This window comes from Chryseobacterium antibioticum, assembly GCF_012927325.1.
GTDB classification, from domain to species: domain Bacteria; phylum Bacteroidota; class Bacteroidia; order Flavobacteriales; family Weeksellaceae; genus Chryseobacterium; species Chryseobacterium antibioticum.
In genome coordinates this window covers 34,774-58,551 of the sequence record NZ_JABBGI010000024.1, presented here as the reverse complement: position 1 = coordinate 58,551, position 23,778 = coordinate 34,774, and the positions used below count along the sequence as shown (strand labels likewise).

General features: G+C 36.6%; 19 protein-coding genes. 14 read left to right on the top strand and 5 right to left on the bottom strand.

Annotation, left to right across the window (positions count from 1 at the left end; genetic code table 11):
* Positions 1-114: 114 nt before the first annotated feature.
* The 3 genes from HHL23_RS17070 (at position 115) to HHL23_RS17060 (ending at position 8,731) form a co-directional block, all read left to right on the top strand.
* Positions 115-2,475: a choice-of-anchor L domain-containing protein gene (locus tag HHL23_RS17070; protein WP_169235997.1), complete on the top strand. Its 2,361-nt coding sequence runs from the start codon at positions 115-117 to the stop codon at positions 2,473-2,475.
* 172 nt (positions 2,476-2,647) lie between these two features.
* Positions 2,648-6,241, top strand: a complete 3,594-nt coding sequence (locus tag HHL23_RS17065) for a choice-of-anchor L domain-containing protein (RefSeq protein WP_169235996.1) — start codon at positions 2,648-2,650, stop codon at positions 6,239-6,241.
* A 108-nt stretch (positions 6,242-6,349) separates the two neighbouring features.
* Positions 6,350-8,731 carry a choice-of-anchor L domain-containing protein gene (locus tag HHL23_RS17060; protein WP_169235995.1) on the top strand — a complete coding sequence of 794 codons (2,382 nt, stop codon included), beginning with the start codon at positions 6,350-6,352 and terminating at the stop codon, positions 8,729-8,731.
* Positions 8,732-8,800: 69 nt separating this feature from the next.
* Here HHL23_RS17060 and rsmA read toward each other — a convergent pair whose 3' ends face one another.
* Positions 8,801-9,571 carry a 16S rRNA (adenine(1518)-N(6)/adenine(1519)-N(6))-dimethyltransferase RsmA gene (gene rsmA / locus HHL23_RS17055; RefSeq protein ID WP_169235994.1) on the bottom strand — a complete coding sequence of 257 codons (771 nt, stop codon included), beginning with the start codon at positions 9,569-9,571 and terminating at the stop codon, positions 8,801-8,803.
* Positions 9,572-9,662: 91 nt separating this feature from the next.
* Here rsmA and HHL23_RS17050 point away from each other — a divergent pair, with 91 nt between their 5' ends.
* The 7 genes from HHL23_RS17050 to HHL23_RS17020 all read left to right on the top strand — a co-directional run bounded on the left by HHL23_RS17050 (position 9,663) and on the right by HHL23_RS17020 (position 15,167).
* Positions 9,663-10,562, top strand: coding sequence for a cell division protein FtsX (locus HHL23_RS17050; protein WP_169235993.1), 900 nt, complete (start codon positions 9,663-9,665; stop codon positions 10,560-10,562).
* Between the two features lie 2 nt (positions 10,563-10,564).
* Positions 10,565-10,861 (top strand): DUF3098 domain-containing protein, encoded by a 297-nt coding sequence (locus tag HHL23_RS17045; RefSeq protein WP_169235992.1) that lies wholly within the window; start codon positions 10,565-10,567, stop codon positions 10,859-10,861.
* An 89-nt stretch (positions 10,862-10,950) separates the two neighbouring features.
* Positions 10,951-11,769, top strand: coding sequence for an undecaprenyl-diphosphate phosphatase (locus HHL23_RS17040; RefSeq protein WP_169235991.1), 819 nt, complete (start codon positions 10,951-10,953; stop codon positions 11,767-11,769).
* A gap of 4 nt (positions 11,770-11,773) precedes the next feature.
* Complete coding sequence (locus HHL23_RS17035) at positions 11,774-12,223, top strand: hypothetical protein (RefSeq protein ID WP_169235990.1); 450 nt, start codon at positions 11,774-11,776, stop codon at positions 12,221-12,223.
* Positions 12,223-12,921 (top strand): tRNA pseudouridine(55) synthase TruB, encoded by a 699-nt coding sequence (gene truB, locus HHL23_RS17030; protein ID WP_169235989.1) that lies wholly within the window; start codon positions 12,223-12,225, stop codon positions 12,919-12,921. Before HHL23_RS17035 ends, truB begins: the two co-directional genes overlap by 1 nt.
* Before the next feature lie 62 nt (positions 12,922-12,983).
* Positions 12,984-13,706 carry a 23S rRNA pseudouridine(2604) synthase RluF gene (gene rluF / locus HHL23_RS17025; protein ID WP_169235988.1) on the top strand — a complete coding sequence of 241 codons (723 nt, stop codon included), beginning with the start codon at positions 12,984-12,986 and terminating at the stop codon, positions 13,704-13,706.
* A 240-nt stretch (positions 13,707-13,946) separates the two neighbouring features.
* Positions 13,947-15,167 carry a YncE family protein gene (locus HHL23_RS17020; RefSeq protein WP_169235987.1) on the top strand — a complete coding sequence of 407 codons (1,221 nt, stop codon included), beginning with the start codon at positions 13,947-13,949 and terminating at the stop codon, positions 15,165-15,167.
* Between the two features lie 80 nt (positions 15,168-15,247).
* Here the strand turns inward: HHL23_RS17020 and HHL23_RS17015 are convergent, their stop codons facing one another.
* The gene (locus tag HHL23_RS17015) at positions 15,248-16,522 is read right to left on the bottom strand and encodes a helix-hairpin-helix domain-containing protein (protein ID WP_317174708.1); all 1,275 of its coding nucleotides are present in this window, start codon (positions 16,520-16,522) and stop codon (positions 15,248-15,250) included.
* Between the two features lie 198 nt (positions 16,523-16,720).
* Positions 16,721-17,065: a MerR family transcriptional regulator gene (locus HHL23_RS17010; RefSeq protein WP_073335058.1), complete on the bottom strand. Its 345-nt coding sequence runs from the start codon at positions 17,063-17,065 to the stop codon at positions 16,721-16,723.
* A gap of 196 nt (positions 17,066-17,261) precedes the next feature.
* Here HHL23_RS17010 and HHL23_RS17005 point away from each other — a divergent pair, with 196 nt between their 5' ends.
* Entirely contained in the window at positions 17,262-18,143 is an 882-nt protein-coding gene (locus HHL23_RS17005; protein ID WP_169235986.1) for an AraC family transcriptional regulator, read from the top strand.
* A gap of 127 nt (positions 18,144-18,270) precedes the next feature.
* On the opposite strand, the gene ccoG is transcribed toward HHL23_RS17005, so the two are convergent.
* Positions 18,271-19,713, bottom strand: a complete 1,443-nt coding sequence (gene ccoG, locus HHL23_RS17000) for a cytochrome c oxidase accessory protein CcoG (RefSeq protein ID WP_169235985.1) — start codon at positions 19,711-19,713, stop codon at positions 18,271-18,273.
* Positions 19,714-19,981: 268 nt separating this feature from the next.
* Here ccoG and HHL23_RS16995 point away from each other — a divergent pair, with 268 nt between their 5' ends.
* Complete coding sequence (locus tag HHL23_RS16995) at positions 19,982-20,875, top strand: SMP-30/gluconolactonase/LRE family protein (protein ID WP_169235984.1); 894 nt, start codon at positions 19,982-19,984, stop codon at positions 20,873-20,875.
* A gap of 324 nt (positions 20,876-21,199) precedes the next feature.
* On the opposite strand, the gene HHL23_RS16990 is transcribed toward HHL23_RS16995, so the two are convergent.
* Positions 21,200-22,018, bottom strand: a complete 819-nt coding sequence (locus HHL23_RS16990) for a GLPGLI family protein (protein WP_169235983.1) — start codon at positions 22,016-22,018, stop codon at positions 21,200-21,202.
* A gap of 252 nt (positions 22,019-22,270) precedes the next feature.
* Between HHL23_RS16990 and HHL23_RS16985 the strand changes: the two genes are divergently transcribed.
* Positions 22,271-22,939 (top strand): LicD family protein, encoded by a 669-nt coding sequence (locus HHL23_RS16985; RefSeq protein WP_169235982.1) that lies wholly within the window; start codon positions 22,271-22,273, stop codon positions 22,937-22,939.
* A gap of 43 nt (positions 22,940-22,982) precedes the next feature.
* The gene (locus tag HHL23_RS16980) at positions 22,983-23,747 is read left to right on the top strand and encodes a sugar phosphate nucleotidyltransferase (protein WP_169235981.1); all 765 of its coding nucleotides are present in this window, start codon (positions 22,983-22,985) and stop codon (positions 23,745-23,747) included.
* Positions 23,748-23,778 lie beyond the last annotated feature (31 nt).

Sequence of the window (23,778 nt, the reverse complement as noted above, 5' to 3'; positions counted from 1 at the left end):
ATATTTAATTATAAAATATATTTATTATGAATATGGGTGGTAAATTATTTCAATGTGGTTAAAGAAGATGGTTTTTAATGATATTTTTGCTACATTTGAACAAACAATTATAAAATGTTAGGTTATAGACTGAATAATTACTTTTTAGTTACCATGTTTCTATTGGCTTCTGTTTCTGCATTTTCCCAGAAAGTGAACAGAAAGCCGCAGCTCGAAAAGTTTAGCATCCAGAGTAAAAAAGCAGGTGCATTTATTGATGTAAATGTACCTACGTATGCACCTTCCGCGTTTACCATAGATCAGCTGGTAAAAAATGTACTGATTTCCGGAGGATCTGTCTGCGCAGCCCCCAATGTGAGCAATGTAACCATATCACCCAATCAGCCTCCAACAGATACAGAAAGAGCATGGGGATATTTTCATAAAGGAACTACTAATTTTCCTTTTACTGACGGAGTTGTGCTTGTTTCCGGTAAAGCAAGAAGAGCTGGAAATGGATTGGAAGCATCTACATTAAGCGATATCGTTCCTGGAGCCGGGATGAATGATCCTGATCTGGTAGCGGCTATCAACCCTCCGGGTAACCTTAAAGATGTGGTGTCTTTAGAATTTGATTTCGTTCCAAACAGCAACCAGGTTAAATTTAATTACTTATTCGCTTCAGAAGAGTATACAAGTGGATTTCCGTGTGGCAACTTTGCGGATGGTTTTGCGCTCCTTCTGAAAAAAGTAGGGGACCCAACCTATGAAAATTTAGCCATTCTTCCCAATGGAGCAGGACCGGTAAGTGTTCTTAATATTGTACCACTGGGAGTAGGGTGTGATGGGGAAACCATTAATGAGCAGTACTTCGGCGGATTGAATACTCAGAATATCGAAACCAATTTCATAGGAAGAACCATTCCTCTTACGGCAGTAGCTACAGTTGTTCCGGGCCAGACCTATCATTTTAAAATGGTGATGGCAGATGCGGTGGATAATAGTTATGATTCTGCAGTTTTTTTGCAGGGTGGATCATTTGACATCGGAATGACCATCGTTGACAGTAACGGAAATCCTCTGGGAGCAACTTTGAATATGTGTGATAATACACCACAGACTTTAAAAGCTCAGGTATCTGCCGTTCCTGGAATGACCTATAAATGGTATAAGGATGGAGTATTTATCCCTTTTGCAACAAATGCGGTGTATATAGCCAATTCACCGGGAGTATATGAAGTAAAGACGTTTGTAGGCGGAACAGAATGTCAGAAAGCCAGCATTACCATCATAGGGGGAACTTCTCCTGTTGCTCAAAATGCAACACTGAAACTCTGTGCTACTCCTACTTTGAATACGTTTAATTTGGAAACTGCAAAACCGCAGATAAGTACAACACCTGGAGCTGTATTCCGTTTTTATGCAAATCAGGCTGATGCGCAGGCGCAAAATAACAGCTTCATTACAAACACCACCAATTATAATGGTACAGACGGACAGGTTATATATGTATTAGTTTCAAACGGAGCATTCTGTAGTAAGATTGTAACGCTGACCTTGAGGAGAGAAGAAACTCCTGTTGCTCAGCTTAATGCACCGAGATTGAGAATCTGTGAAGGAGAATCTCTTATATTAACGGCTTCCGGCGGGGTAACCTATCAGTGGGGAGATACTTCCAGCACCGTAGGAATTAGGACGGTAAGCCCGACTCAGACGACCACTTATACAGTATATGCGATCGGAGCACAAGGATGCAGATCTCTGCAACCTGCAACCATTACGATTGATGTAGTACCAGCTATTGTGTCTTCATTGAAAGGAGGACAGATCTGTGAAGGGGATATGATCCTTTTAGATGCCGGATCCGGTCCCGGGTATACTTACCAATGGAATACAGGCGAGACTTCCCAGGCAATTACTGTAGGAACTCCGGGGGAATATACCGTAATGATAAGCAATGGAGTATGTTTCAAAGAATTTAAGACTCAGGTCATACGTGCCGGAGTACCTCAGATTATAAAAGTTGACTATAACAATAATGGAACTATGGTTCTTACGGCAAGCAATCCTAGTAACGGAACATTGGAATATTCTGTAGACAATGGCTTTACATGGCAGGCTTCCAATGTATTTTCGAATGTTCCTAAAAATACAGTCATATCAATCCGTGTTAAAGTAAAGAACACCAGTTGTGTAGGATTCCTGGAATATTTTACGTTCGTCATGAAGAATGTGATCACGCCAAACGGAGATAATGTTAATGATATTATTGATTTTAGCGGAGTAAGCAGTTATAAAGACTTCAAAGGTCTTGTTTTTGACCGCTACGGAAGAGAGGTATTCAAAGCCGGAAAAACCAGACCGTATTGGGATGGCTTTTTCCAGGGAAAACGTTTGCCAACCTCATCTTACTGGTATCAGGTCACTTATCAGGATCCTGCCAGTAAAGAGACAGCCGTGAAAACAGGATGGATTCTTCTTAAAAACCTCGAATAATCTTTTGATGTAATATACAGAAGGGCCGGCATAATTGCCAGCCTTTTTTATTATCTTTAAATAAAGCGAATTTATATTGCAGAATAAATAAACTTGTATGGATGATAATGTAAATTGTGTTAAATTAAGTTTCAATCAAAAAAAATAGTATTTTTGTTTAAAATACTATAAAATGTTAAATAGGAGGATTGGAAATTTATTTTTGGCGTCATTTTTTGCACTGATAGGTAGTTTTGTTTTTGCTCAAAACATAGACAGAGCTACGATAGCTGCAAAAAAGGCTAATGCAATTTCTATGAAAGCGGGTCAGTTTATAGATGTAAATACCCCCAATTATCCGGAGTCTAACTACAGCGTTACGCAACTTGTAAAAGATGTACTGATATCCGGAGGAGCTTGTTCTACCTCCAACGTAAGCAACGTCAACGTTTCCCCTAACTTAGCGGTTAATGATGCCGGAAGAAGCTGGGGATTTTTCAATAAAGGAACCACGGGTTTTCCATTTGAAAAAGGAATTATTCTTTCAACAGGATATGCAGCAAAAGCTGGGAATACCTATCAGGGACTTTTAAATGATGGTATCAATACTTTAGGAGATACAGATTTAGCCACCGCTTTGGGTATTAACTTTGCTGACTTGAGAGATGCCACCTACATTGAATTTGATTTTGTACCAGCTTCTACGGAAGTTACATTTAGATACCTATTTGCATCCAAAGAATACGCACCTGGGTTCCAGTTTGCATGTACCAAATCAGACGGATTTGCCTTACTGTTAAAAAAAGCAAGTGATCCTACCTACACCAATCTGGCCGTACTTCCTGGAGGGGCGGGACCAGTAAGTGTGACCAATATCCACCCGGCAATTCCCGGAGGCTGTGGAGCGGTTAACCCGTCTTATTTTGCAGGAATCAATAACCCATTGATTGAAACTAACTTTGATGGACGTACAGTCCCTCTAACTGCTAAAGCTACCGTAATTCCAGGTCAGACTTATCACTTTAAAATGGTTTTAGCTGACTTTAGTGATAGAAATTACGACTCAGCAGTATTTCTGGAAGCAGGTTCATTTGATATTGGTGTGAAAATTTTGGATCCTGCAGGAGTGCAGCTTCCTTCCTCTGTCAATATGTGTGACAATGCCTCTCAGACATTTACAGCTTCAGTACAGGTTCCTAACGTTACCTATCAATGGTTTTTAAATAATAATCCTATCCCTGGCCAAACGGGACCAAGTTATACGGCCACACAGCCTGGAGTATATAGCGTTCAGGTATTTATTCAGGGGAATACATGTCCCGGAATAGGAACAATTACAGTAGTGGGTGGAACTTCTCCTACCGTACAGAATGCAACCTTAACAGCCTGTTATGCGGCAGGAAATACAAATTTTAATTTACCTTCAGCACAGTCTTCTATAAGTACAACCCCGGGTGCAACGTTTTCATATTATGTGAATCAGGCAGATGCACTTGCCGGAAATACAAATACCATTCCCAATCCGGCAACATACTCAAGTCCGGGAGGACAGACGGTATATGTTCTGGTAAAAAATGGTTTCTGTTCCAAGGTGGCCCAATTACAACTGATTAAAGCACCTCAGGTAACTGCGTCTATTTTGCCACCACCTGTATTGACCTGTGCCAGTTCACAGGCAACTTTAGATGCTTCAGCTTCTGTATATCCTACAGGATCTGTCTTTAGCTGGACCACTACCGGAGGAAATATCGTCTCAGGAGGAAATACATTAACTCCGGTTATTAATGCTCCCGGAACTTATACCTTAACAATATCAAATACTTATCAGCCAGGAACTGTTATCTGTACCTCTGTTGCCAATGTGACCGTTACAGGAGACAGCGCTCCACCTGTTACAGGGCTTACGGCAAGCAAAATACAGATTTGTAACGGTGAATCAGTTGTTTTAACAGCATCAGGAGGTACTACTTACAATTGGACTGCTCTTCCGGGAACAGGAAATACACAGACCGTATCTCCCACTGCGACCACGACTTATACAGTCACTGCTGTAGGAGCCAATGGATGCGTATCTCAGAACCCGGCAACAATAACTATTGAAGTTTCACAACCGATCACTGTACAGAATGCAGTACTGCACAAATGCTATGCGCCCGGACTTACCTATGATTTAACAACCGCCCAGAGTCAGATTACTGCTGCCGGTGCCGGTGTTACTTTTACTTATTATGTTCTTCAGGCTGATGCTCTTGCAGGGAATGCTAATTTTATTGCAACGCCTACCGCATATGCTCCGCCAGGAAATCAGACTATTTATGTTTTGGTGAAAAACGGAGGATGTCACTATGTGGTTTCACTTCAATTGTTGAGAACAGCCGAAACAACTCTTACTATAGCTGCACCACAGCAAATTACCTGTACAACCCCTCAAACTACATTAAATGCCTCAGCATCTGTAGTGCCGGCAGGATCTACCATTACCTGGGCAGCAACAGGAGGTGGAAATATTGTATCAGGGGCCAATACACTTAATCCTGTAGTTAATGCAGGAGGAGTTTATACCCTTACAGTTTCTAATGTATCTCAGCCTGGAAATTTGACATGTACGTACACAGCTGCCGTTACGGTAACACAAAATACGGCCCTGCCAACAGCTACTGTTGTCTCCTCACAACCTAGAATATGTGTAGGAGAATCAGTAACATTGACAGCTTCCGGAGGTGTAACCTATAACTGGGTAGGTTTACCTGGAAACGGAAATACCCAGGTAGTTTCTCCAACGACAAATACAGTATACACAGTTTTTGCAGTAAGTGCTAACGGCTGTATTTCCGCAACTCCAGCCACAGTTACTGTTTTAGTTGGACCGCCCACTGCAGGTATAGCTGCATCAAAAACAAAGATATGCGCAGGAGAGTCTGTTACGCTTACTGCTACCGGAGGATTTACCTATAACTGGGTAGGCTTACCTGGTAACGGAAATACTCAGGTGGTTTCTCCGACAGGGACTACAGAATACTCAGTTTTTGCCCTTGGAGGCAACGGCTGTAGCTCTGTTTTACCAGCAAAAGTGATCATCGAAGTGGTACCAGCCATTGTATCTACATTACAGGATGTATATGTCTGTGCAGGAGATACAGGTATTTTAGATGCTGGGGCAGGTCTAAATTACACCTATCTCTGGAGTACGGGAGCAACTACCCAAACCATATCCACCAATGTTATTGGGACATATTCGGTTACCATCAGTAATGGTGTTTGTTCTAAGGTTTTCACTGCGAAATTATTAAATCCGGATCTGCCACAGTTCACGAATGTAGTCTATGATAATCATGTGCTTACTATTACAACCAGCAATCCTACGGGAGGCGTTTTAGAATATTCTATAGATGGTGGTGTGGTATGGCAGGCATCCAATATATTCTATAATGTTTTAAATAATACCAACTACCATCTGATGGTAAAGGTTAAAGATGCAAAATGTGGTAATTCATTAGATTACTTCACCTTTGTGATCAGCAATGCGATCACTCCCAATATGGATGGAGTGAATGATACGATAGATTTCTCAGGACTTAGAGGATATAATAATTTTGCAGCATCAATCTTTGACCGGTACGGAGCTGAACTCTTCAAGGCAACAAAAACGGATGCTATCTGGAGGGGATCTTTAAAAGGGATGAATCTGGCTACTGGCACATACTGGTATAAAGTACAGTGGGAAAATCCGGCAAGTAAAAAGCTCGAACAGCGTTCAGGTTGGATATTGCTAAAAAACAGGAACTAACAGACAAACCTTCCATATTTGGAAGGTTTGTTTTTTTAATGTTAAAAAAAAGGTAAAAAATAGATGATATATTTGAAAATAAATTAAATTTGTTGAAACAAAAGTATTATGCGAAGAAATCTCTTATTTTTTTTATTTTTCTTAGTCATTTCGACCTTTTCATATTCTCAAATAAACGGGCCCCGTAAGCCTCCCAAAGAAAAAGCTTCCGGATCAGCTACTCAAAAAGCGGGTAGCTTTATTGATATTAACGCTCCTGGATATGCAGAATCTGCCTATAGCATTACGCAGCTGGTAAAAGATGTCCTGATCTCTTCAGGAACAAATACTTGTGTAACTCCTACTGTAACCAACGTAAAGATAACTCCTAACCATGCGGTGACAGATGCTGACAGATCATGGGGGTATTTCCATAAGGCAACCACCAATTTCCCTTTCAAAGACGGAATCGTACTTTCTACAGGAAAAGCAAGAAGAGGAGGAAACAGCTCCGAAGGACTTCTGGGTGACAATAACGGCGGCGGAACGGATTCTGATCTGGCTCAGGCTGTAGGGTCTACCGGAACGCTTACGGATGGTGTTCTTTTGGAATTCGATTTTGTTCCTACCACCAGCCAGATCAAATTTAATTATATACTGGCATCAGAAGAATATACAGGTTCATTTCCATGTAGCTATGCAGATGCATTTGCTATTCTCCTAAGACCTACATCAGGAGGTCCATACCAGAATATGGCAGTACTTCCGGGTGGTGCAGGCCCTGTAAGTATCACCAATATCCATCCACTAATCCCGGGAACTTTTGGAGGTTGTGCTGCTGTCAACGAACAGTTTTTCGCAGGTTATAATCCAACTAATATTGAAACCAATTTTGAAGGAAGAACCATTCCTCTTACAGCCACAGCCACAGTAATAGCAGGTCAGGAATACCACTTTAAAATGGTAGTCGCTGATTTTGCTCCTGGTAGCTTTGAAGACCATTCCTACGATTCAGCTGTATTTCTGGAAGGTGGATCATTTAATATAGGGGTAGAACTTTTAGACCCTAGTGGTGCCACACTACCTTCTGATATTAATGTTTGTGATAATGTACCACAGGTGATCACAGCATCAGTAAGCGATCCTAATTTATTATATCAATGGTTCCTGAACGGAGCTCCTGTTCCGGGTGCTACCACAAACAGTATTACTGCTGTACAGCCAGGAACATATACCATAGAAGTAAGTGTTCCCGGAAATCCTTGTCCGGGGAAAGCAACCATAGAAATTCATGGAGGAACGACTCCGCAGGCACAGGATGCCACACTGTTACTCTGTACGACACCGGATATTACTACCTTTGACCTGACGAATGCCATGCCATCTATCAGTCCGACACCGGGAGCTGTATTCAGATTCTATGTAAATCAGGCAGATGCAGTGGCTCAAAATAACAACTATATTCAAAATATTTTAAATTATAATGGTACAGACGGGCAAATCCTTTACACGGTAGTTTCCAATGGGGGATTCTGTAGCAAAATGATAGAATTAAAGCTACTCAAAGAAACTACACCTACAGCTGGTCTAAAATCTTCAAGAATAAAAATATGTCCGGGAGAAAGTGTAACGTTGACCGCTGAAGGAGGTGTAACTTACCAATGGAGCAATTTCTCAGGTACTGGAAATACACAGACTATAACCTTGTATCAAACTACAACATTCACTGTTTATGCTGTAGGAACAAAAGGATGCCGTTCATTAAACCCTGCTACTATAAAAGTAGAGGTGACACCGGAAATCACTTCTCCGTTAAAAGATATAGAAATGTGTCTGGGTGACCGTATTACTCTGGATGCAGGCGCGGGCCCTAATTATAAATATTTATGGAGTACAGGAGCTACAACGCAGACTATATCGGTTGATAGCTGGGGTATTTATACAGTAGAAATCGATAACGGGTTCTGTAAAAAAATCTTTACTGTAAAAGTGGGAGGTGCAGCTACACCTTTCGTGACTGCCGTAAATTATGAAAGTGCTAAAAAAATGGTGACTATTATTGCCGAAAATCCTCCGATGAACAATACTCCAAGTACGTTAGAGTATTCTATAGATAACGGAATCACCTGGCAGCCGTCTAATGTTTTCACAAGTCTTTTAGACAATACAAATTATACCGTACTGGTAAGAAGGGTAGGAACTCATTGTGTAGGAACATTTGATTTCTATACATTACAGATCAATAATATCATTACACCAAATGATGATGGTGTTAATGATGTTCTGGACCTTAAGGCTCTTGGAGAATTCAAAAACTTTACCGGATCCGTTTATGACAGATATGGTGTGGAAATGTTCAGATTCTCAAAAGAAAAACCCGTATGGGATGGAACAGTAGGAGGAAAGAAACTGCCTACAGCTACTTACTGGTATAAATTTAATTTTGAATACCCTAAATCAAAAATTCAGATGAACTGGTCCGGATGGATCATGCTTAAGAACAGGGAATAAAAAGATAAAAGCATCCATAAAAAAGCCTTTCAAGTTCACTTGAAAGGCTTTTTATTTTTTTAATTAATCCTATTGATTTTGCTTCCAGAGATTGGCAAAACCGATAAAATCCAGAACACTGAGTTCTTCTGCTCTTTTGTCTAGGAATTCGTGAGTTTTTAAAGCTTCAGGAATGTTCAGCACCTTCAGTGAATTTGAAAGTTTTTTTCTTCTCTGGTTAAACCCTGCTTTTACAATCTGTTTAAAAAGAACTTCATTTCCGGCCAGACCTTCCTTTGGGTTTCTTGTCAGTCGGATGACTCCTGATTTTACCTTCGGAGGCGGATTGAAAACATTTTCATGAACTGTGAACAGATACGTCACATCATAATAAGCCTGAATCAGGACTGATAGAATACCGTAATCTTTAGTCCTGGGTACAGCGGCCGTTCTTTCGGCAACTTCCTTTTGGAACATTCCAACCATTTCAGGGACCTGCTGATAATAATCAACGATCTTAAACAGGATCTGGGAAGAAATATTATACGGAAAATTACCAATGATGGCAATCTCTTCTCCATTGATAAAATTAAAGTCCTGTTTCAGAAAATCTCCTACAAAGGCATTTTCTATGATCTTTGAATAATTCTTTTTCAGGTATTCAATAGATTCTGTATCAATCTCTGCAAGGTAGATAGTCTGTTCCTTTTCGAGAAGATATTTGGTAAGGACCCCCATTCCGGGACCTACTTCCATGACATTTTTATAGTCTTCATAGCTAAGACCTTCCACGATTTTTCTCGCGATATTTTCATCTGTCAGAAAGTGCTGTCCAAGATGCTTTTTTGCTTTTACACTCAACGTTTTTTATGATTTTATTAACAATGATTTTCTTTATTTCGTCCCAAATTTCGGAAGTTTTTTTCTAATTTAGCCAAAAATTTTAATATTAATGGCTAAATCTGTAGATGAGTTTAATAAGAAAAGGCTTCGGTCCAGCAATATTACAGTAGTAATAAGTATCGCATTAGTTTTATTTTTGTTAGGATTAATGGGGCTTATTTTAATCAATGCCCAAAAGTATTCTGACTATATCAAAGAACAGTTGGTTGTAAACGCTTACTTTGATGAGAACTTTGATGCAAAAGATTCTGCAAAGATTGCAAAACTAGAGGAAGAAACTTTTAAAAAGGTACAGACGTTAGCTCCTGTAAAAAAAGCGACTTACATCACCAGAGACATGGCTGCAATAGAAGCCAAGAAAACGATGGGGATAGACAGCGATGCGCTTTTTGAAGAAAACATCTTCCCTTCTTCTATTGAAGTGGCATTAAAGCCTGAATATGTAGACCCAGCCAAAATTGACGGAGCGATCAAGATTATAAAATCTGTTCCGGGTATTGTGGATGTTAAAAACGACAGTACTTTAATGGTGGATGTGTACAACAACCTGAGCAGAATTTTGAAATGGATCCTTGGATTCTCTATTCTCTTCCTGATCCTGGCGGTAGTATTGATCAATAACTCCATCAGGCTGAAAATTTTCTCCAAAAGGTTTATCATCAAAACCATGCAGCTGGTAGGGGCAAAAAGAAGGTTTATCCTTAAGCCGTTTATCATCGAGGCTATTATTCTGGGTGCTATCGGATCTACGATCGGTCTTCTGGCGCTGGGTGGAGTATGGTATTATTTTACAAGCCAGATTGGTTCCGCTTTCGTACAGGATAACAACCAGTATTTCTGGCTGATTGTTCTGGTACTTGGAGTAGGGGTTTTTATTTCTGTCTTAAGTACCATTTTCGCTACATGGAGATTCTTAAAATCAAACGTTGACGATCTATATTACTCTTAATAATGAGCAAAAAAACAAATAAATTGGCCGCATCAGAATTTGGCAAAGAAACCGAAGTAGCGCAGGAAAACACCTTCTATTTCGGACAGCAGAACTTCAAGTGGATGCTGATAGGGCTGGCGTTTATCGTCGTGGGATTCCTGCTGATGATGGGCCCGGATGCTAATACAGTAGACGGTAAATTTGATCCCAATGCATGGAATGACGGTATTTTTTCCATTCGCAGGATCAGAATTGCACCACTGTTCATAGTGATAGGCTTTGTTATAGAAGTGTATGCTATTTTAAAAAGAAAATAAATTTAAACCTTATTTAAAGATTAAGAGATGGAGAGATTTAGGATATTCTAAATTTCAAAGTCTCTTAATCTTTTAATTTTAACAATATTATGGATCTAATTAAAGCGATCATTATTGCTATTATTGAAGGACTTACAGAGTATCTTCCGATTTCTTCTACCGCGCACATGGGATTTGCCGCCAACCTGATGGGGCTTAAAGATGATGAATTTCTGAAAATGTTCCAGGTATCCATTCAGTTCGGTGCTATTTTATCCGTTGTGGTAGCTTACTGGAAAAAATTCTTTGATCTGAAAAATATCCGGTTTTATTATAAACTGGCTTTTGCCGTAATTCCAGCCTTGGTTTTAGGGTATCTGTTTGATGATAAAATTGAAGCTGTTTTAGGAAACCAGATTGCTATTTCTTCAGTTTTGGTATTGGGGGGCGTGGTTTTGCTTTTCGCTGACAAATGGTTTAAGAATCCCAGAATTGATGATGAAAAAGGAGTGTCCATAAAAAGCGCCGTTACCATAGGATTCTGGCAATGTCTTGCGATGATGCCCGGAACCAGCCGTAGTGCGGCCTCTATCATAGGAGGAATGTCACAGGGGCTTACCAGAAAAGCGGCTGCAGAGTTTTCATTCTTCCTGGCAGTTCCTACCATGCTCGCGGTAACGGTATATTCTGTTTTCCTGAAAACATGGGGAAAAGAAACCGGAAACCCTCAAAAAGGATATGAAATGATCATGGCATCCAATGATCACATTATGATTTTCGTGATTGGGAATATTGTTGCATTTATTGTAGCATTAATAGCTATTAAAGCATTCATAGGAGTTTTGAACAAGTATGGCTTCAGACCTTGGGGCTGGTACCGTATTTTTGTTGGGATTGCTCTTTTGATTTATTTCTATTTCTTTAAATAAGAGTATGAAAATTAATATTTTAAAGATATTGGCTTTTTCAAGCTTCATCGTTTCCTGTTCACCGGCACATACACTGTTTGTGAAAAATAATAGCGGAGAAAGGATAGAATTTTTTGTGGAGGTGAAGGAGAAAAACCCCACCGAAGATTTACTCATCTGCAAAGAACTTGTACCGGACGAAAAGCTGGATCACAAACCTTTTATAGACTATAGCAAGGAAGGAAAATGTTACAGTCAAAAAATTACAGCGGTCGATAAAACAAGCTATAAATTTAATTTGCCTGTGAATTATACGGTGAACATTGTTCCGAATAGTTCTGTATATCCTTTTAAAAATATATATTACTTCATCGGAGATAAAAAATGTTTTATCAATGTTGAAAATGGTCCTGAATGCAAACAGAAGGTCAATAAGCTGGCTAGCTTAGTAAGTATCACCGAAATTTTAGAATAATGACAGCTGAAGAACTGCAATCAGGATATGTGTTTTTATTGGACAAACCTTTGGACTGGACTTCTTTTCAGGCCGTTAATAAAATGAAATATAAACTCAAAAGAGAGTTTAATCTTCCTAAAAAATTTAAAATAGGACATGCCGGAACTTTAGACCCAAGAGCGACTGGTCTTCTTATTGTTTGTTGCGGAAAATTTACCAAGAAAATTCCTGAGATCCAGGATGCTCCGAAAGAATACTGGACCGAGATTAAAATAGGAGTACAGACGGAATCCTACGATACGGAAAAACCGGAGATCCTTCAACAGGATATCGCTCATATTTCAGAAGAGCAGATTAATGAGGTGCTGGAAAAATTCGTTGGAGAAATAGAGCAGAAACCTCCGGTGTATTCAGCGATAAAAATAGACGGACAGAGAGCTTATAATTTAGCAAGAGCAGGGGAAGAAGTAGAAATGAAATCCAGAAAAACGACAATTTTCTATATTAAAGATATTAAAATTGATTTCCCTTTGGTAAGCTTTACAGTGGGGTGCTCAAAAGGAACATACATCAGAAGTCTGGCTCACGACATCGGACAGGAATTGGAAGTAGGTGCATATCTGACACAGCTTAGACGAACAAAAATTGGGGATTATACCATTGAAAATGCGACGACTGACTTTCTAGAGAATGAATACAGATTCGAAAATTTATAAAAAAGAATCGTATTTTTACTCACAAGAGGCAATAAAAATTATACAGGTTACGGAGAAGACTAATGGAAAAAACGCGTATCAATAAATATTTATCAGAAGTAGGATACTGCTCAAGAAGAGCTGCAGATAAACTTTTGGAAGAAGGAAGAATAACAATAAATGGGAAGATTCCTGAAATGGGGACCAAAGTTTCTGATGAAGACGTTGTAGAAGTTGACGGGAAACCTATCCGTGAGCCGCAGGATAAGCCTGTTTATATCGCTTTTAATAAGCCAATGGGTATTGTCTGCACTACAGACACCAAACGCGAAAAAAACAATATCGTTGATTATATTAACTACCCGAAAAGAATTTTTCCCATCGGAAGACTGGATAAACCCAGCGAAGGACTGATCCTGCTGACTAGTGATGGGGATATCGTCAACAAAATTCTTCGTGCAAGAAATAATCACGAAAAAGAATATATCGTACGGGTAGATAAGCCACTTTCTCCCAAATTCCTTGAGAAAATGAGAAACGGAGTTCCGATTCTGGATACAGTCACTAAAAAATGTGAGGTAGAAAAGATTGATGACATGACTTTCCGTATCATCCTTACCCAGGGACTGAACAGACAGATCCGAAGAATGTGCGAATATCTCGGCTACGAAGTAAAAAAATTGAAACGTATCCGTATTATGAATATCAAACTGGATCTTCCGGTAGGAAAATGGCGTGACCTTACAGAGGAGGAATTTAATACGCTTAACAATCTCCTTTCTGATTCTATCAAAACAATTGATTAAGATTATATTATTAATAATAAAAAAGTAAGCAGGAAATATTTTCCTGCTTACTTTTTTATATCTGTTATTTTGTTAAACAAATTAGAACTTCTATCTCCCAGTAATCTATTTGAAGAAAAGAAATAGAAAAAAATACTTAAAATGTTACCATTTAATAATATTCACACATTAGTGTAATATTATTAGTTTGTTAGTGAAAATATATTATATTTATAATAATAACTATTAAAACTAAAAACCATGAAATTAAAAATTAATCTAATTTCTCTTATTATTTTAATAACATTTTCTAATTGTCAAAATGATAACCATAATTCGGATCTTCCGCACGATTCTTCTTTTTACATTGACTATAGAAGCTTGAAAGGATTATCAGATGGAATAGCTGTCATTGAGCTTGATCCTGAAGCCCCAAATTTTGGGTATATTAGCAGCAAACTTGAATTAGGCATTGGGGTACTGCCTCATCATCTTTATTATAATCAGAATGCAAACAAATTATTTACGACTGCTTTAGGAGGTAGTTATCTCTACCAGATAAAAACGGAAAAAGACAAAAATGGACAGCCAAAATTAGTTAATGCAACACCCATTGATACAGGTGAGAATACAGTAGGGGAAAATTTGTTTTTTACCAATGATGGAAGATATTTTATGACTTTTATGGGAGGGGCAGGAGGACCGAAAGATGGTAGTATAGGTGTTTTTAACGCAGATAACAACCAGCTTATCAAAACTATTAAAGCGCCGGTTCAAACCAATCCAAATCAATTTATTATGTACCCGCATGGTATTTCTGTTAATGAAGAAAAAGGAATAATGATGGTCACCTCAACCATTCACCCGGATCTTACTACTGGAATGGGAAATACTTGTACTTTATTAGATCTAAATACCTACGAATTAAAAGAGACTTACCTGGTAGCAGACTCACAAACGGATATGTCAAGTCCTGTCGAGGTTCTATTGCTACGTGGAAAATTTCCACAATATGCCCTTGCCACGACAATGCTGGGTGGCGATATCTGGATTGCTCCATACAATGCTACCACCAAGAAGTATGATGCTTTTAGTAAAATATTTGATGGAAGTACACAAGGATTAGGCTGGGCACTCGAAATGTACATCGATGATAACAGCAAGCTTTATGTAAGTTTTGCAGATCCCGGAAAAGTTTTGGTTTTTGATATAAGTAATCTTCCTCAACTAAAACTTTTAAAAACTCTTACTGCAGATAAAGGAGCCCATCATATGGTTTTCTTTAAAACCAAAAAAGGAAAAGAAGTCGTAGCAGTACAAAATAACCTGTTGGATATTCCTAACTTAAATTCCGGTACCATTAGTGTTATTGAAATCCAGACAGGGAAAACATTAGGTACCGTCGATTTACGAACCAAATATGGAATACTACCTGAATCAATTGAAGGAACCAATGGTCCCAGCAACTACATGCATCACTAAAACTTAAAATAATGTGCAGATTAGAAACTATCCAAAATAGCAGATCTTGTTTTGGGTAGTTTTTACTATATGGTTTCCAGTTATTTTAAATATAATTTCATTCTTTCCTCATATTCAGGCTTTAATTTTAAAAGCTTCAGAATTTTCTTATCATCCGTATAGGTAGTGCGGTAGAATATGATCTTATCAGCAGAATATTTGAAGTAGGGGTGATCTTTCAGCCATTCTTCAGGGGCTTCTGTTAAAGTATACTTAGGAACATTTGAAACATCCAGCGGAGCAATAGAAATTAATTTTTGAACCAAATTTTTATCAATATTATAGGTATCTAAAATTTGTTGTTTATTGACAAAACCTCTCAGTTTTTTTCTAAAGCCAATCATCGATCCGGCACTTTTTTCATCCAAACCAAATTCCAGCAACTGCTTGAATGTGATGATATTTAAATCAACTTTTGAAAAATCGGTTTCCTGTTTTTGGATAAGGTTTGTATTGGTATTGAGTTTAATATAAGGACTTAGTTCTTCGAATTTTTCCGGAGAAATAACAAAACATTTCTTTATATCTTCAAGTGATTTGAAACTTCCTCTGAGATTTCGGTCACGGTAATTAACGATTGTATTGGCCTGTTTTTCAGAAAATCCTAAACCCTTCCATCCATCCAGATCTAAAGTGTTGGGATCAAAATTACGGTAATGAATCTTTGATTTTGCAGTATAATTTTTACCATAGTTTTTAAAGTCGTCAGGAGTTTGTACCGGAAGTACTAAATAAGGCTCCAGCTTACTGTAATTGTCTGAGGAAATAATAAAACATTCTTTGAATTTCTCTTTGCTGACGAAACTTCCACCCAAATAGTTTTTATATTTCAAAATAGCTTCAGCCTGTTTTTCACTGAAACCAATGCTGATCCATTCAGCAGCAGAAAGTCTATCCGGATTGAATCTTCCGGAAATATGGATCTCTTTCTTTTCATACGTATCAAACTTTTCAAAATGGTGGTCTTTGCCAGTTTCAGGAAGCAGGATGTAAGATTCCAGCTCTGTGAATTTTTCGGGAGAAACAGCATAGCATTTTTTGAATTGAGCTTTAGACGTAAATTTTCCGCCTATAATTTTTTTATAATTAAGAATGGTAAAAACCTGTTTTTCGGAGAATCCTAAATTCTCCCATTGCTTTGCATCGAGATTGTTCGGATCAAATTCCATTAGATTTAATGGAATTGAATTTTCAGTAATAAATTTTATTTCAGGGAAATTTTCTTTTTCTCTGCTCGTATAATTTTGGAAGGCCAACAGGACGATCAGCATCATCCCCATAAATGCCAGTTTCTGGTAATAATTTTTTCTCATCATACAGTAAACTTATTAATAAAAACAAATCAAAGCAATGATGAAAAGCCAAAGGAATTGTTTTGTACAACAAATTCTTTAAAATGATTTTAAAATTACATTTGAATACTTTTTTTATAGAATTATTTGCAGAAATAGAGGCGAGAATCCGGGAAAAGAGAAAAGCACCTTTAAAAGATGCTTTTGTATGATATAATAAAGTTATTCTGAATCTTTGTCAGCCAGTGAAGCTTTCAGTTTCTGAAGTTCAGCTTTTATAAATTCAAGACGGTCAATAATGGTAACCGTTTCAGAAATTTTACTGTTGGTGGTCAAAGCAATCCTTGCACCATCCAGTGTATAGCCCTTTTCTTTTACCAAATGGTAAATCATCTGCAGGTTCTTGATATCTTCAGGCGTAAAGTAGCGGTTTCCTTTTTTATTCTTTTTAGGCTTAATGATAGGGAACTCCTGTTCCCAATATCGTATAAGTGAGGTGTTTACATCAAAAGCTTTTGCAACTTCTCCGATAGAGTAATACAGTTTGTCAGCTAAGTTTATCTTCATTGTACAAATCCTAAAAGCCAAAGATAAAAATTTTTTAACCTCGGATGCAAATTATACAACTTCTATTCCTGTTTTCCGGATAATATCAAAAATTTCCGGATAAAGAATTGATAAAAATCTGTCTTTTTATGAAGCTTGTTTTTTCTCTCTTTTTACAGTACTTTTATACAATAACTACTTCTGCGTATTATCATTAATGAATTCTATCTCCGTCCTTCATATTGAGCTTTTCCAGTCCGGCAGGAATACATCAGATTTTTATTTCAATACCATGAAAGAACATCTGGCTGTGGGGCACCGTCATATTGAAAAGCCACACCGTCATGATTTTTATGCTGCTGTTCTTTTCACAAAAGGGAATGGAATTCATGAGATAGACTTCCAGAAATATGAAGTTTCCGAGGGAAGTCTTTTCTTTCTGTCTCCGGGACAGATTCATAGCTGGGAACTTTCTGAAGATATTAACGGATATATTTTCTTTTGCTCACAGGAATTTTATGAGATGCATTATGTGAGTCAGAAACTCCGAAATTTTTCTTTTTTTGGATCTGTATCTTTTCCAAGAAAACTGCAGCTGGATATTGATGAGCTGAGAAAAAATGACATCTTATTTCAGGAGCTGGGAAGAGAACATCAGTCTCAGAATGTGATGAAAGAAGGACTGATTCTCTCGATGATGTCTCAGATTTTCATCAATGCTACAAGGCTGTTTTCAAAAGATATTGATATGCGTTCTTCTTCTGCGAGTCTCTCGTATTTTAAACATTATCAGGATTTTGAAAATCTGATAGAACAGTCCTTTACTGAGCAAAAATCTATTTCTCATTATGCATCTTTATTAGGAATTACTCCAAAGCACCTGAACAGAATTGCCCAGACCGTTATTCAGAAAACAGCAACCGATGTTATTACAGAAAGAGTCGTGCTGGAAGCTAAAAGGATGCTGATGTATCTTGATGAAAGTCTCGTGGAGATTGCTTTCAGGCTTGGTTATGAAGAATATTCCTACTTTGTAAGAGTATTCCGGAAAAGCTCCGGAATGACTCCTACTCAGTTTATGAGAAAATATAAGGCTTAAAATTTAATATTTAAAGATAGGAGAAGGAAGACTGAAGATAGATGTTTATCGAAGCCAAATCTCTCGTCTAGTGTCTGAAATCTGAAATCTGCCATCTGATATCTAACATCTTGATTCTTTCGTACTCCTACAACATAAGTTTAAACGGACCCTCAAACGTCGTGTCAAATGAATCCAGCATTTCCCCCTTTTCGTCGAAGACGCCGATCACCATATTCTGCTTGGAAAATTGAATATCTTCTTCGGGGAAGGTAATATTGATGTTTCCTTTCAGAATCTCGTCCCCTTTCAGAATAATTTTTTCAGAACCGAAATAATTGATTTCTGCATGGGCTGGAGTCAGTACTTTGATGGTCAGGATCTTTCTCTCGTTCGACTTGTTTAAAAGGGTATAAATAAAAGTATTTGTGATTTTACCGTCTTTAATAAAGAACGTGGAACCGGCCGGTTTGATGAATTTGGCCTCCATAGAGCCGCGGTCATACATTAAGAAACCTAAAAATCCAATCAGCAGGGCAAGAAATACGGTTGTAACTTTCATTCTTGAGGTGAACTTGAAGGTTTCCTGATTTTCAATTTCTGCTTCTGTGGCATAACGGACCAGTCCTTTTGGAAGTCCTACTTTTTCCATCACCTCATCACAGGCATCTATACAGGCTGTACAGTTTACACATTCTAATTGCTGCCCATTTCTGATATCAATACCGGTAGGACAGACCACAACACACTGGTGGCAATCGATGCAGTCTCCTTTTCCTTCTGCTTTACGGTCTTCATTATTTCTCCATTTTGAACGACCTTCTCCTCGTTTGAAATCATAATAGACATTAATGGTCTGTTTATCGATCAATACCCCCTGAAGTCTTCCGTATGGGCATACCAATGTACATACCTGCTCGCGGAGCCAGGCGAAGACAAAGTAGAAGGTCATCGTGAAAAATAACATGGCCAGGAATTTCATGGAATGATGTTCAGGACCTTCAGCCATGATTCGGAATACTTCCTTGTAACCAACGATGTACATGAACATAAAGTGGGCAATGGTTAATGAAATGAATGCAAACGCAGACCATTTTAATAGCCTTTTTCTAATTTTTTCGGCGTCCCATTCTTGTCTGTCCAGCTTCATTTGTTTATTTCGGTCACCTTCGATCCAGTATTCAATTTTTCGGAATACCATTTCCATGAAAAGGGTTTGCGGACAGAGCCACCCGCAGAATATTCTTCCGAAAACTACTGTGAAAAGCATCACGAAGATAACAGATGTAACAGCTCCGAGTGCCAGGATAAAGAAATCCTGAAGATAAAAAGGTTGTCCAAGAATAAAAAACCTCCTGTCGATCACATTGATCAGAAGAAAAGGATTGCCGTTGATTTTCACAAATGGCAGTCCGAAAAATATAGCAAGCATAAGATAACTCGCATAATTCCTGTAGTTTGTGTATTTTCCTTTTGGTTTTCGTGGAAAGACCCATTTTCTTTTTCCTGTTTCATCCATGGTTCCCACCGAATTCCTAAACGTATCGTTTTCTATTTCTACAAATTTGCTGCTGCCTGATTCTGCACTCATTGCGGTACTTTTGTTAAGTTAAAAAAGTATTAATGTGATATTTGAGGCCGGATCAAGCTGTTTTTTCAGTCAGTTTCAAAAAGGAAAAAGGAGTGTTGATCTTACCATGGCAAAGGTCTGGATAAAACTGTTTTTTAACTAATACCATCTGCTTCAAAAATAGTACAATTGGGACATTTCTTATTTTAGATTTTAATAGATCAAACTGAGAAAATATATTTGATTCTTAAAGGTGATATTGTAACTTGCCGTCATTAAAAGGGGAAGAATGAAAAATATATGCAGAATAAGCATGGTTGGTTTGGTTTTCGCATTGCTAAACTGTCAATCAGTAAATTACAACAAAATGTTTTATGAAGATGCACAGCCGGAGAAGATTTCGGACCAATTCACTTTTACAGAAGGACCGTCTTCGGATAAACAGGGGAATGTTTATTTTACTGACCAGCCTAATGACAAGATCTACTACTGGGATTGGAAGACCAATAAGGTGATAGAGTTTTTAGGAAAAACTGGGAGAGCCAACGGTACTCATTTCGATAAAGACGGAAATCTGATTACTTGTTCCGATGATCAGGGAGAGATATGGAGAATTTCAAAAGATAAAAAAGTAGAAGTCATCCTAAAAGGTTTTGAAGGAAAAAGATTCAATGGGCCTAATGATGTCTGGAATGATTCATCCGGTGGAATGTATTTTACAGATCCCTTGTATAAAAGAGATTATTGGGTAGATTTTAAACAGGAAATCGCACACAAGAGTCTCTACTACAGAACTAAAGAAGGTAAGACCGTTAAACTGGAAACTTTTGTACAGCCCAACGGAATAGTGGGAAGCGAGATATTTAAGAAACTGTATATTTCAGATATTGATGCCGGAAAAACCTATGTATACGATATCCTTGGTGAGGGAAAGCTTTCCGAAAGAAGACTGTTTTGTGAAATGGGTTCAGACGGGATGACATTGGATAAGCATGGAAACCTTTATTTAACCGGTAAGGGCGTGCATATTTTCAATCTTAAAGGGAAAAAGCTTTATCATATTCCTATTGAAGAAGAATGGACCTCTAATGTAACTTTTGGAGGAGAAAATAACAATGTATTGTTTATTACGGCTTCAAAATCAGTATATACTTTACGAACTAAAGTGAGAGGGGTAAAATAACGTAATTGCCTGAAATACAAAGACTTTTATATAAAAAATAAGCCCAAAGCAGGCTTACTTGTATTTTTAATATATAAACAAAGGGGTTTCAATTGACATCCTTTCGTTTTTCTGTTTTATTTTTTTTTACAAAAACTAAATATTAGTTTTATATTTTTCTATTAAAATCTGTCTCAAAAATTGCTCCAAGTTAAAAGTATTATTAATATGTTTTGAAAATTGAGTATCAATTGGATGAGCCTACATTATTAACCTTCTCTATTTTATTCCTTAGAAAAATAAAAGTTTAAAAAGGTTTTACAAAAAATAGCTATTATAACTAATCTATTCAGGGTAATGTACTGCTTTATCTAGTTCTATTGGATTATATGTGCTTCGGAAATATTTTTTTTTCTCTGCTATAATCTTGTAAATTTCTTCTTTAGTAATGATATTACCGGTTTTGTTATCAGTAAAACTTGTCCCTTCATCTAAATAATCAGATCCTATTTTATCATATCTATTAAGCAATAATTTTTGGTATTGGATTGATGTAATAAGTTTTGGATTCTTGTAATAGTTTAATATTGTGTCATTTTTTTGGTTTCCTTTAATGTTTTTTATTTCAATTAATGTATAATGGTAATCATTTTTTTTATCATAAACCTCGTAAACCAAACCAGGTAATTGATTAAATTTATACGGTCCTTCAGGAATAGAAATTTCACTATTAAACCAAGCAATCCATTCTCTACCTCCAAATTTCCCTACTGCTTTTTTTAAAACAACATTGGGCTTAACTATTTTTGTGCTATCAAGTATTTTCCAATTAATTTTATCATCAGATTCTAATTTAAAATTCATTCTTTCCTCACTTATAAAATAGGTGTTTTTAGAATTTCCCATTTTTCGTAGAAGAGTTTGGCTTACATAATCATTAATCTTTATCAAACCATTTTGTTGAATTATAGTATCAGATTCAAAGAAATCAGGATAAAAAGAAGCTATGTTATCTTCTATTTTTAGAATCATTTTTTCTTCAATAGGAGGCTCTTTTTGTAATAAATCTTGTTTATATTTTAGTTCGTAATAAATTTTACTGTGCTGAGAAAATAGATTTAGAGAAAGTAGTAAAAAAAGTAACGTTATTTTTTTGAATTCCATAAAAATTATATTTATTATAAAAAAATGACTATCTAAATCCTAAATGGATAAATGGTTATGAGGAAACTAGCATTCATGATAACTTTGCCCCCCCCTTACCATGCTTAACATGAGATAAAATTACTCATTTTTTAATAGTTCAAATGTTATCTTTTCATTAACATTCCTAAACGTTTTTTTTGCTCTTGGCTTTTGTATTATTTTAGCAATAGAATTTCTAAGAATAGAAATACATAAACACAAAAGTACAATATGACCGAATTTGTTCCCGACCAAATAGATGATGCCAATAGTAATATTTTACAAGTTCAGTCAGTCGTTTTGAGAATGTTGAAAGTCTTTAGTTCAATATGTGATAGGCATAAAATTAATTATTGGTTGGAATATGGAACTTTACTAGGAAGTATAAGGCATAAAGGATTTATTCCGTGGGATTATGAAGCTGATGTTGGAATGTTACGAGAAGATTTTGAAAAATTCTTATTAGTATGTGATGAAATACCTTCTGATATTTTTTTTCAGACAAAAGATACAGATCCAGAATATTTATTATTTTCTGTTTTTGTAGAAGCGAAGTTTAGACATAAATATAGTTGTTATGTTGATGAGACTATTAAAAGGTTCTCTTCAGAAGAGAATTGTTTTAATAGAGGAATATCATTAGATATTTTTGTTTATGATCTTTATAATTTTGAAGGAACACTATGTTTATTTAACGGTTTTGAAAAGAATATAACAGGAGGAAAGTCTTATCTTAAAATTGAAGAAATCGAAGAATTAATTCTACAAAAGTTTGAAGACTCTTCTTTTTTTATTCCGATAGGATTTGATGCCTACTTAAAAAGAAACTATGATGACTATTTAATACTTCCTCCACTTCATGAAAGAAGGTCTCCTCGTTTTGAAATATTTAACCCATAATAATGTTTAGGTATATATTGAAAATTAAAATCAATTAATTTTTATGATAGCAATAATTTTAGCTGCTGGATCTGGAAGAAGATTGAGTATAAATAAACCCAAAGGGCTACTAAATGTGGGACAGCATCCTCTTATTTATTATTCTATAAGAAACTTGATTAAAACAAAAAAAATTAAGGATATATATATAGTGATAGGTTATGAGTTTATTAAATATGAAAATTATTTTAACTCATTTAATTTTGATACTTCAGTCAACATTAAAACGATTAAAAATGATTTATTTGAAACTTCAGGTTCAATGTTTTCTCTTTATCTTGCTTTACAAGAATTAATTAAAGCAAGTGAAAATAATATAAATCAGAATGTAATTATTTTAGATTCAGATATTATATATGATTATGATGAATTCTATTCTTATATTACAAACTCATACACAAATGCCATTTTTGCTACCAATGTAGCACCTGAGCGTTATGATGCTTGCTATATAAAAGAAAATAATGACTGCTATTTAAAGCACATATCAAAAGATATAAATTCTATTGGTTTTTCGGAGAAAACTACTTTGTGGGAACATATAGGAATAACTAAAACATCTGCTGATTCAATTAAAGCAATTAGGGATTATTGCGAGAAGGTTTTTGATGACTCAAACTCATTTCAACATGAATATGATAATATTTTTGAAAATTTACCATCTAATTATAAAGTATGTAAATACGAAAATTATATTTGGACAGAAGTAGATGATGATTTACAGCTTAACTATTTAATTACTAATATATACCCTAAGCTTAATATATAAAAATGATATTATCAGAAGTTGAAATTAAGAA

Coding starts and splice junctions, on each gene's coding strand:
- HHL23_RS17070 (WP_169235997.1), top strand. CDS start 115: ATGTTAGGTTATAGACTGAATAATTACTTTTTAGTTACCATGTTTCTA.
- HHL23_RS17065 (WP_169235996.1), top strand. CDS start 2,648: ATGTTAAATAGGAGGATTGGAAATTTATTTTTGGCGTCATTTTTTGCA.
- HHL23_RS17060 (WP_169235995.1), top strand. CDS start 6,350: ATGCGAAGAAATCTCTTATTTTTTTTATTTTTCTTAGTCATTTCGACC.
- HHL23_RS17050 (WP_169235993.1), top strand. CDS start 9,663: ATGGCTAAATCTGTAGATGAGTTTAATAAGAAAAGGCTTCGGTCCAGC.
- HHL23_RS17045 (WP_169235992.1), top strand. CDS start 10,565: ATGAGCAAAAAAACAAATAAATTGGCCGCATCAGAATTTGGCAAAGAA.
- HHL23_RS17040 (WP_169235991.1), top strand. CDS start 10,951: ATGGATCTAATTAAAGCGATCATTATTGCTATTATTGAAGGACTTACA.
- HHL23_RS17035 (WP_169235990.1), top strand. CDS start 11,774: ATGAAAATTAATATTTTAAAGATATTGGCTTTTTCAAGCTTCATCGTT.
- truB (WP_169235989.1), top strand. CDS start 12,223: ATGACAGCTGAAGAACTGCAATCAGGATATGTGTTTTTATTGGACAAA.
- rluF (WP_169235988.1), top strand. CDS start 12,984: ATGGAAAAAACGCGTATCAATAAATATTTATCAGAAGTAGGATACTGC.
- HHL23_RS17020 (WP_169235987.1), top strand. CDS start 13,947: ATGAAATTAAAAATTAATCTAATTTCTCTTATTATTTTAATAACATTT.
- HHL23_RS17015 (WP_317174708.1), bottom strand. CDS start 16,522: ATGATGAGAAAAAATTATTACCAGAAACTGGCATTTATGGGGATGATG.
- HHL23_RS17010 (WP_073335058.1), bottom strand. CDS start 17,065: ATGAAGATAAACTTAGCTGACAAACTGTATTACTCTATCGGAGAAGTT.
- HHL23_RS17005 (WP_169235986.1), top strand. CDS start 17,262: ATGAATTCTATCTCCGTCCTTCATATTGAGCTTTTCCAGTCCGGCAGG.
- ccoG (WP_169235985.1), bottom strand. CDS start 19,713: ATGAGTGCAGAATCAGGCAGCAGCAAATTTGTAGAAATAGAAAACGAT.
- HHL23_RS16995 (WP_169235984.1), top strand. CDS start 19,982: ATGAAAAATATATGCAGAATAAGCATGGTTGGTTTGGTTTTCGCATTG.
- HHL23_RS16990 (WP_169235983.1), bottom strand. CDS start 22,018: ATGGAATTCAAAAAAATAACGTTACTTTTTTTACTACTTTCTCTAAAT.
- HHL23_RS16985 (WP_169235982.1), top strand. CDS start 22,271: ATGACCGAATTTGTTCCCGACCAAATAGATGATGCCAATAGTAATATT.
- HHL23_RS16980 (WP_169235981.1), top strand. CDS start 22,983: ATGATAGCAATAATTTTAGCTGCTGGATCTGGAAGAAGATTGAGTATA.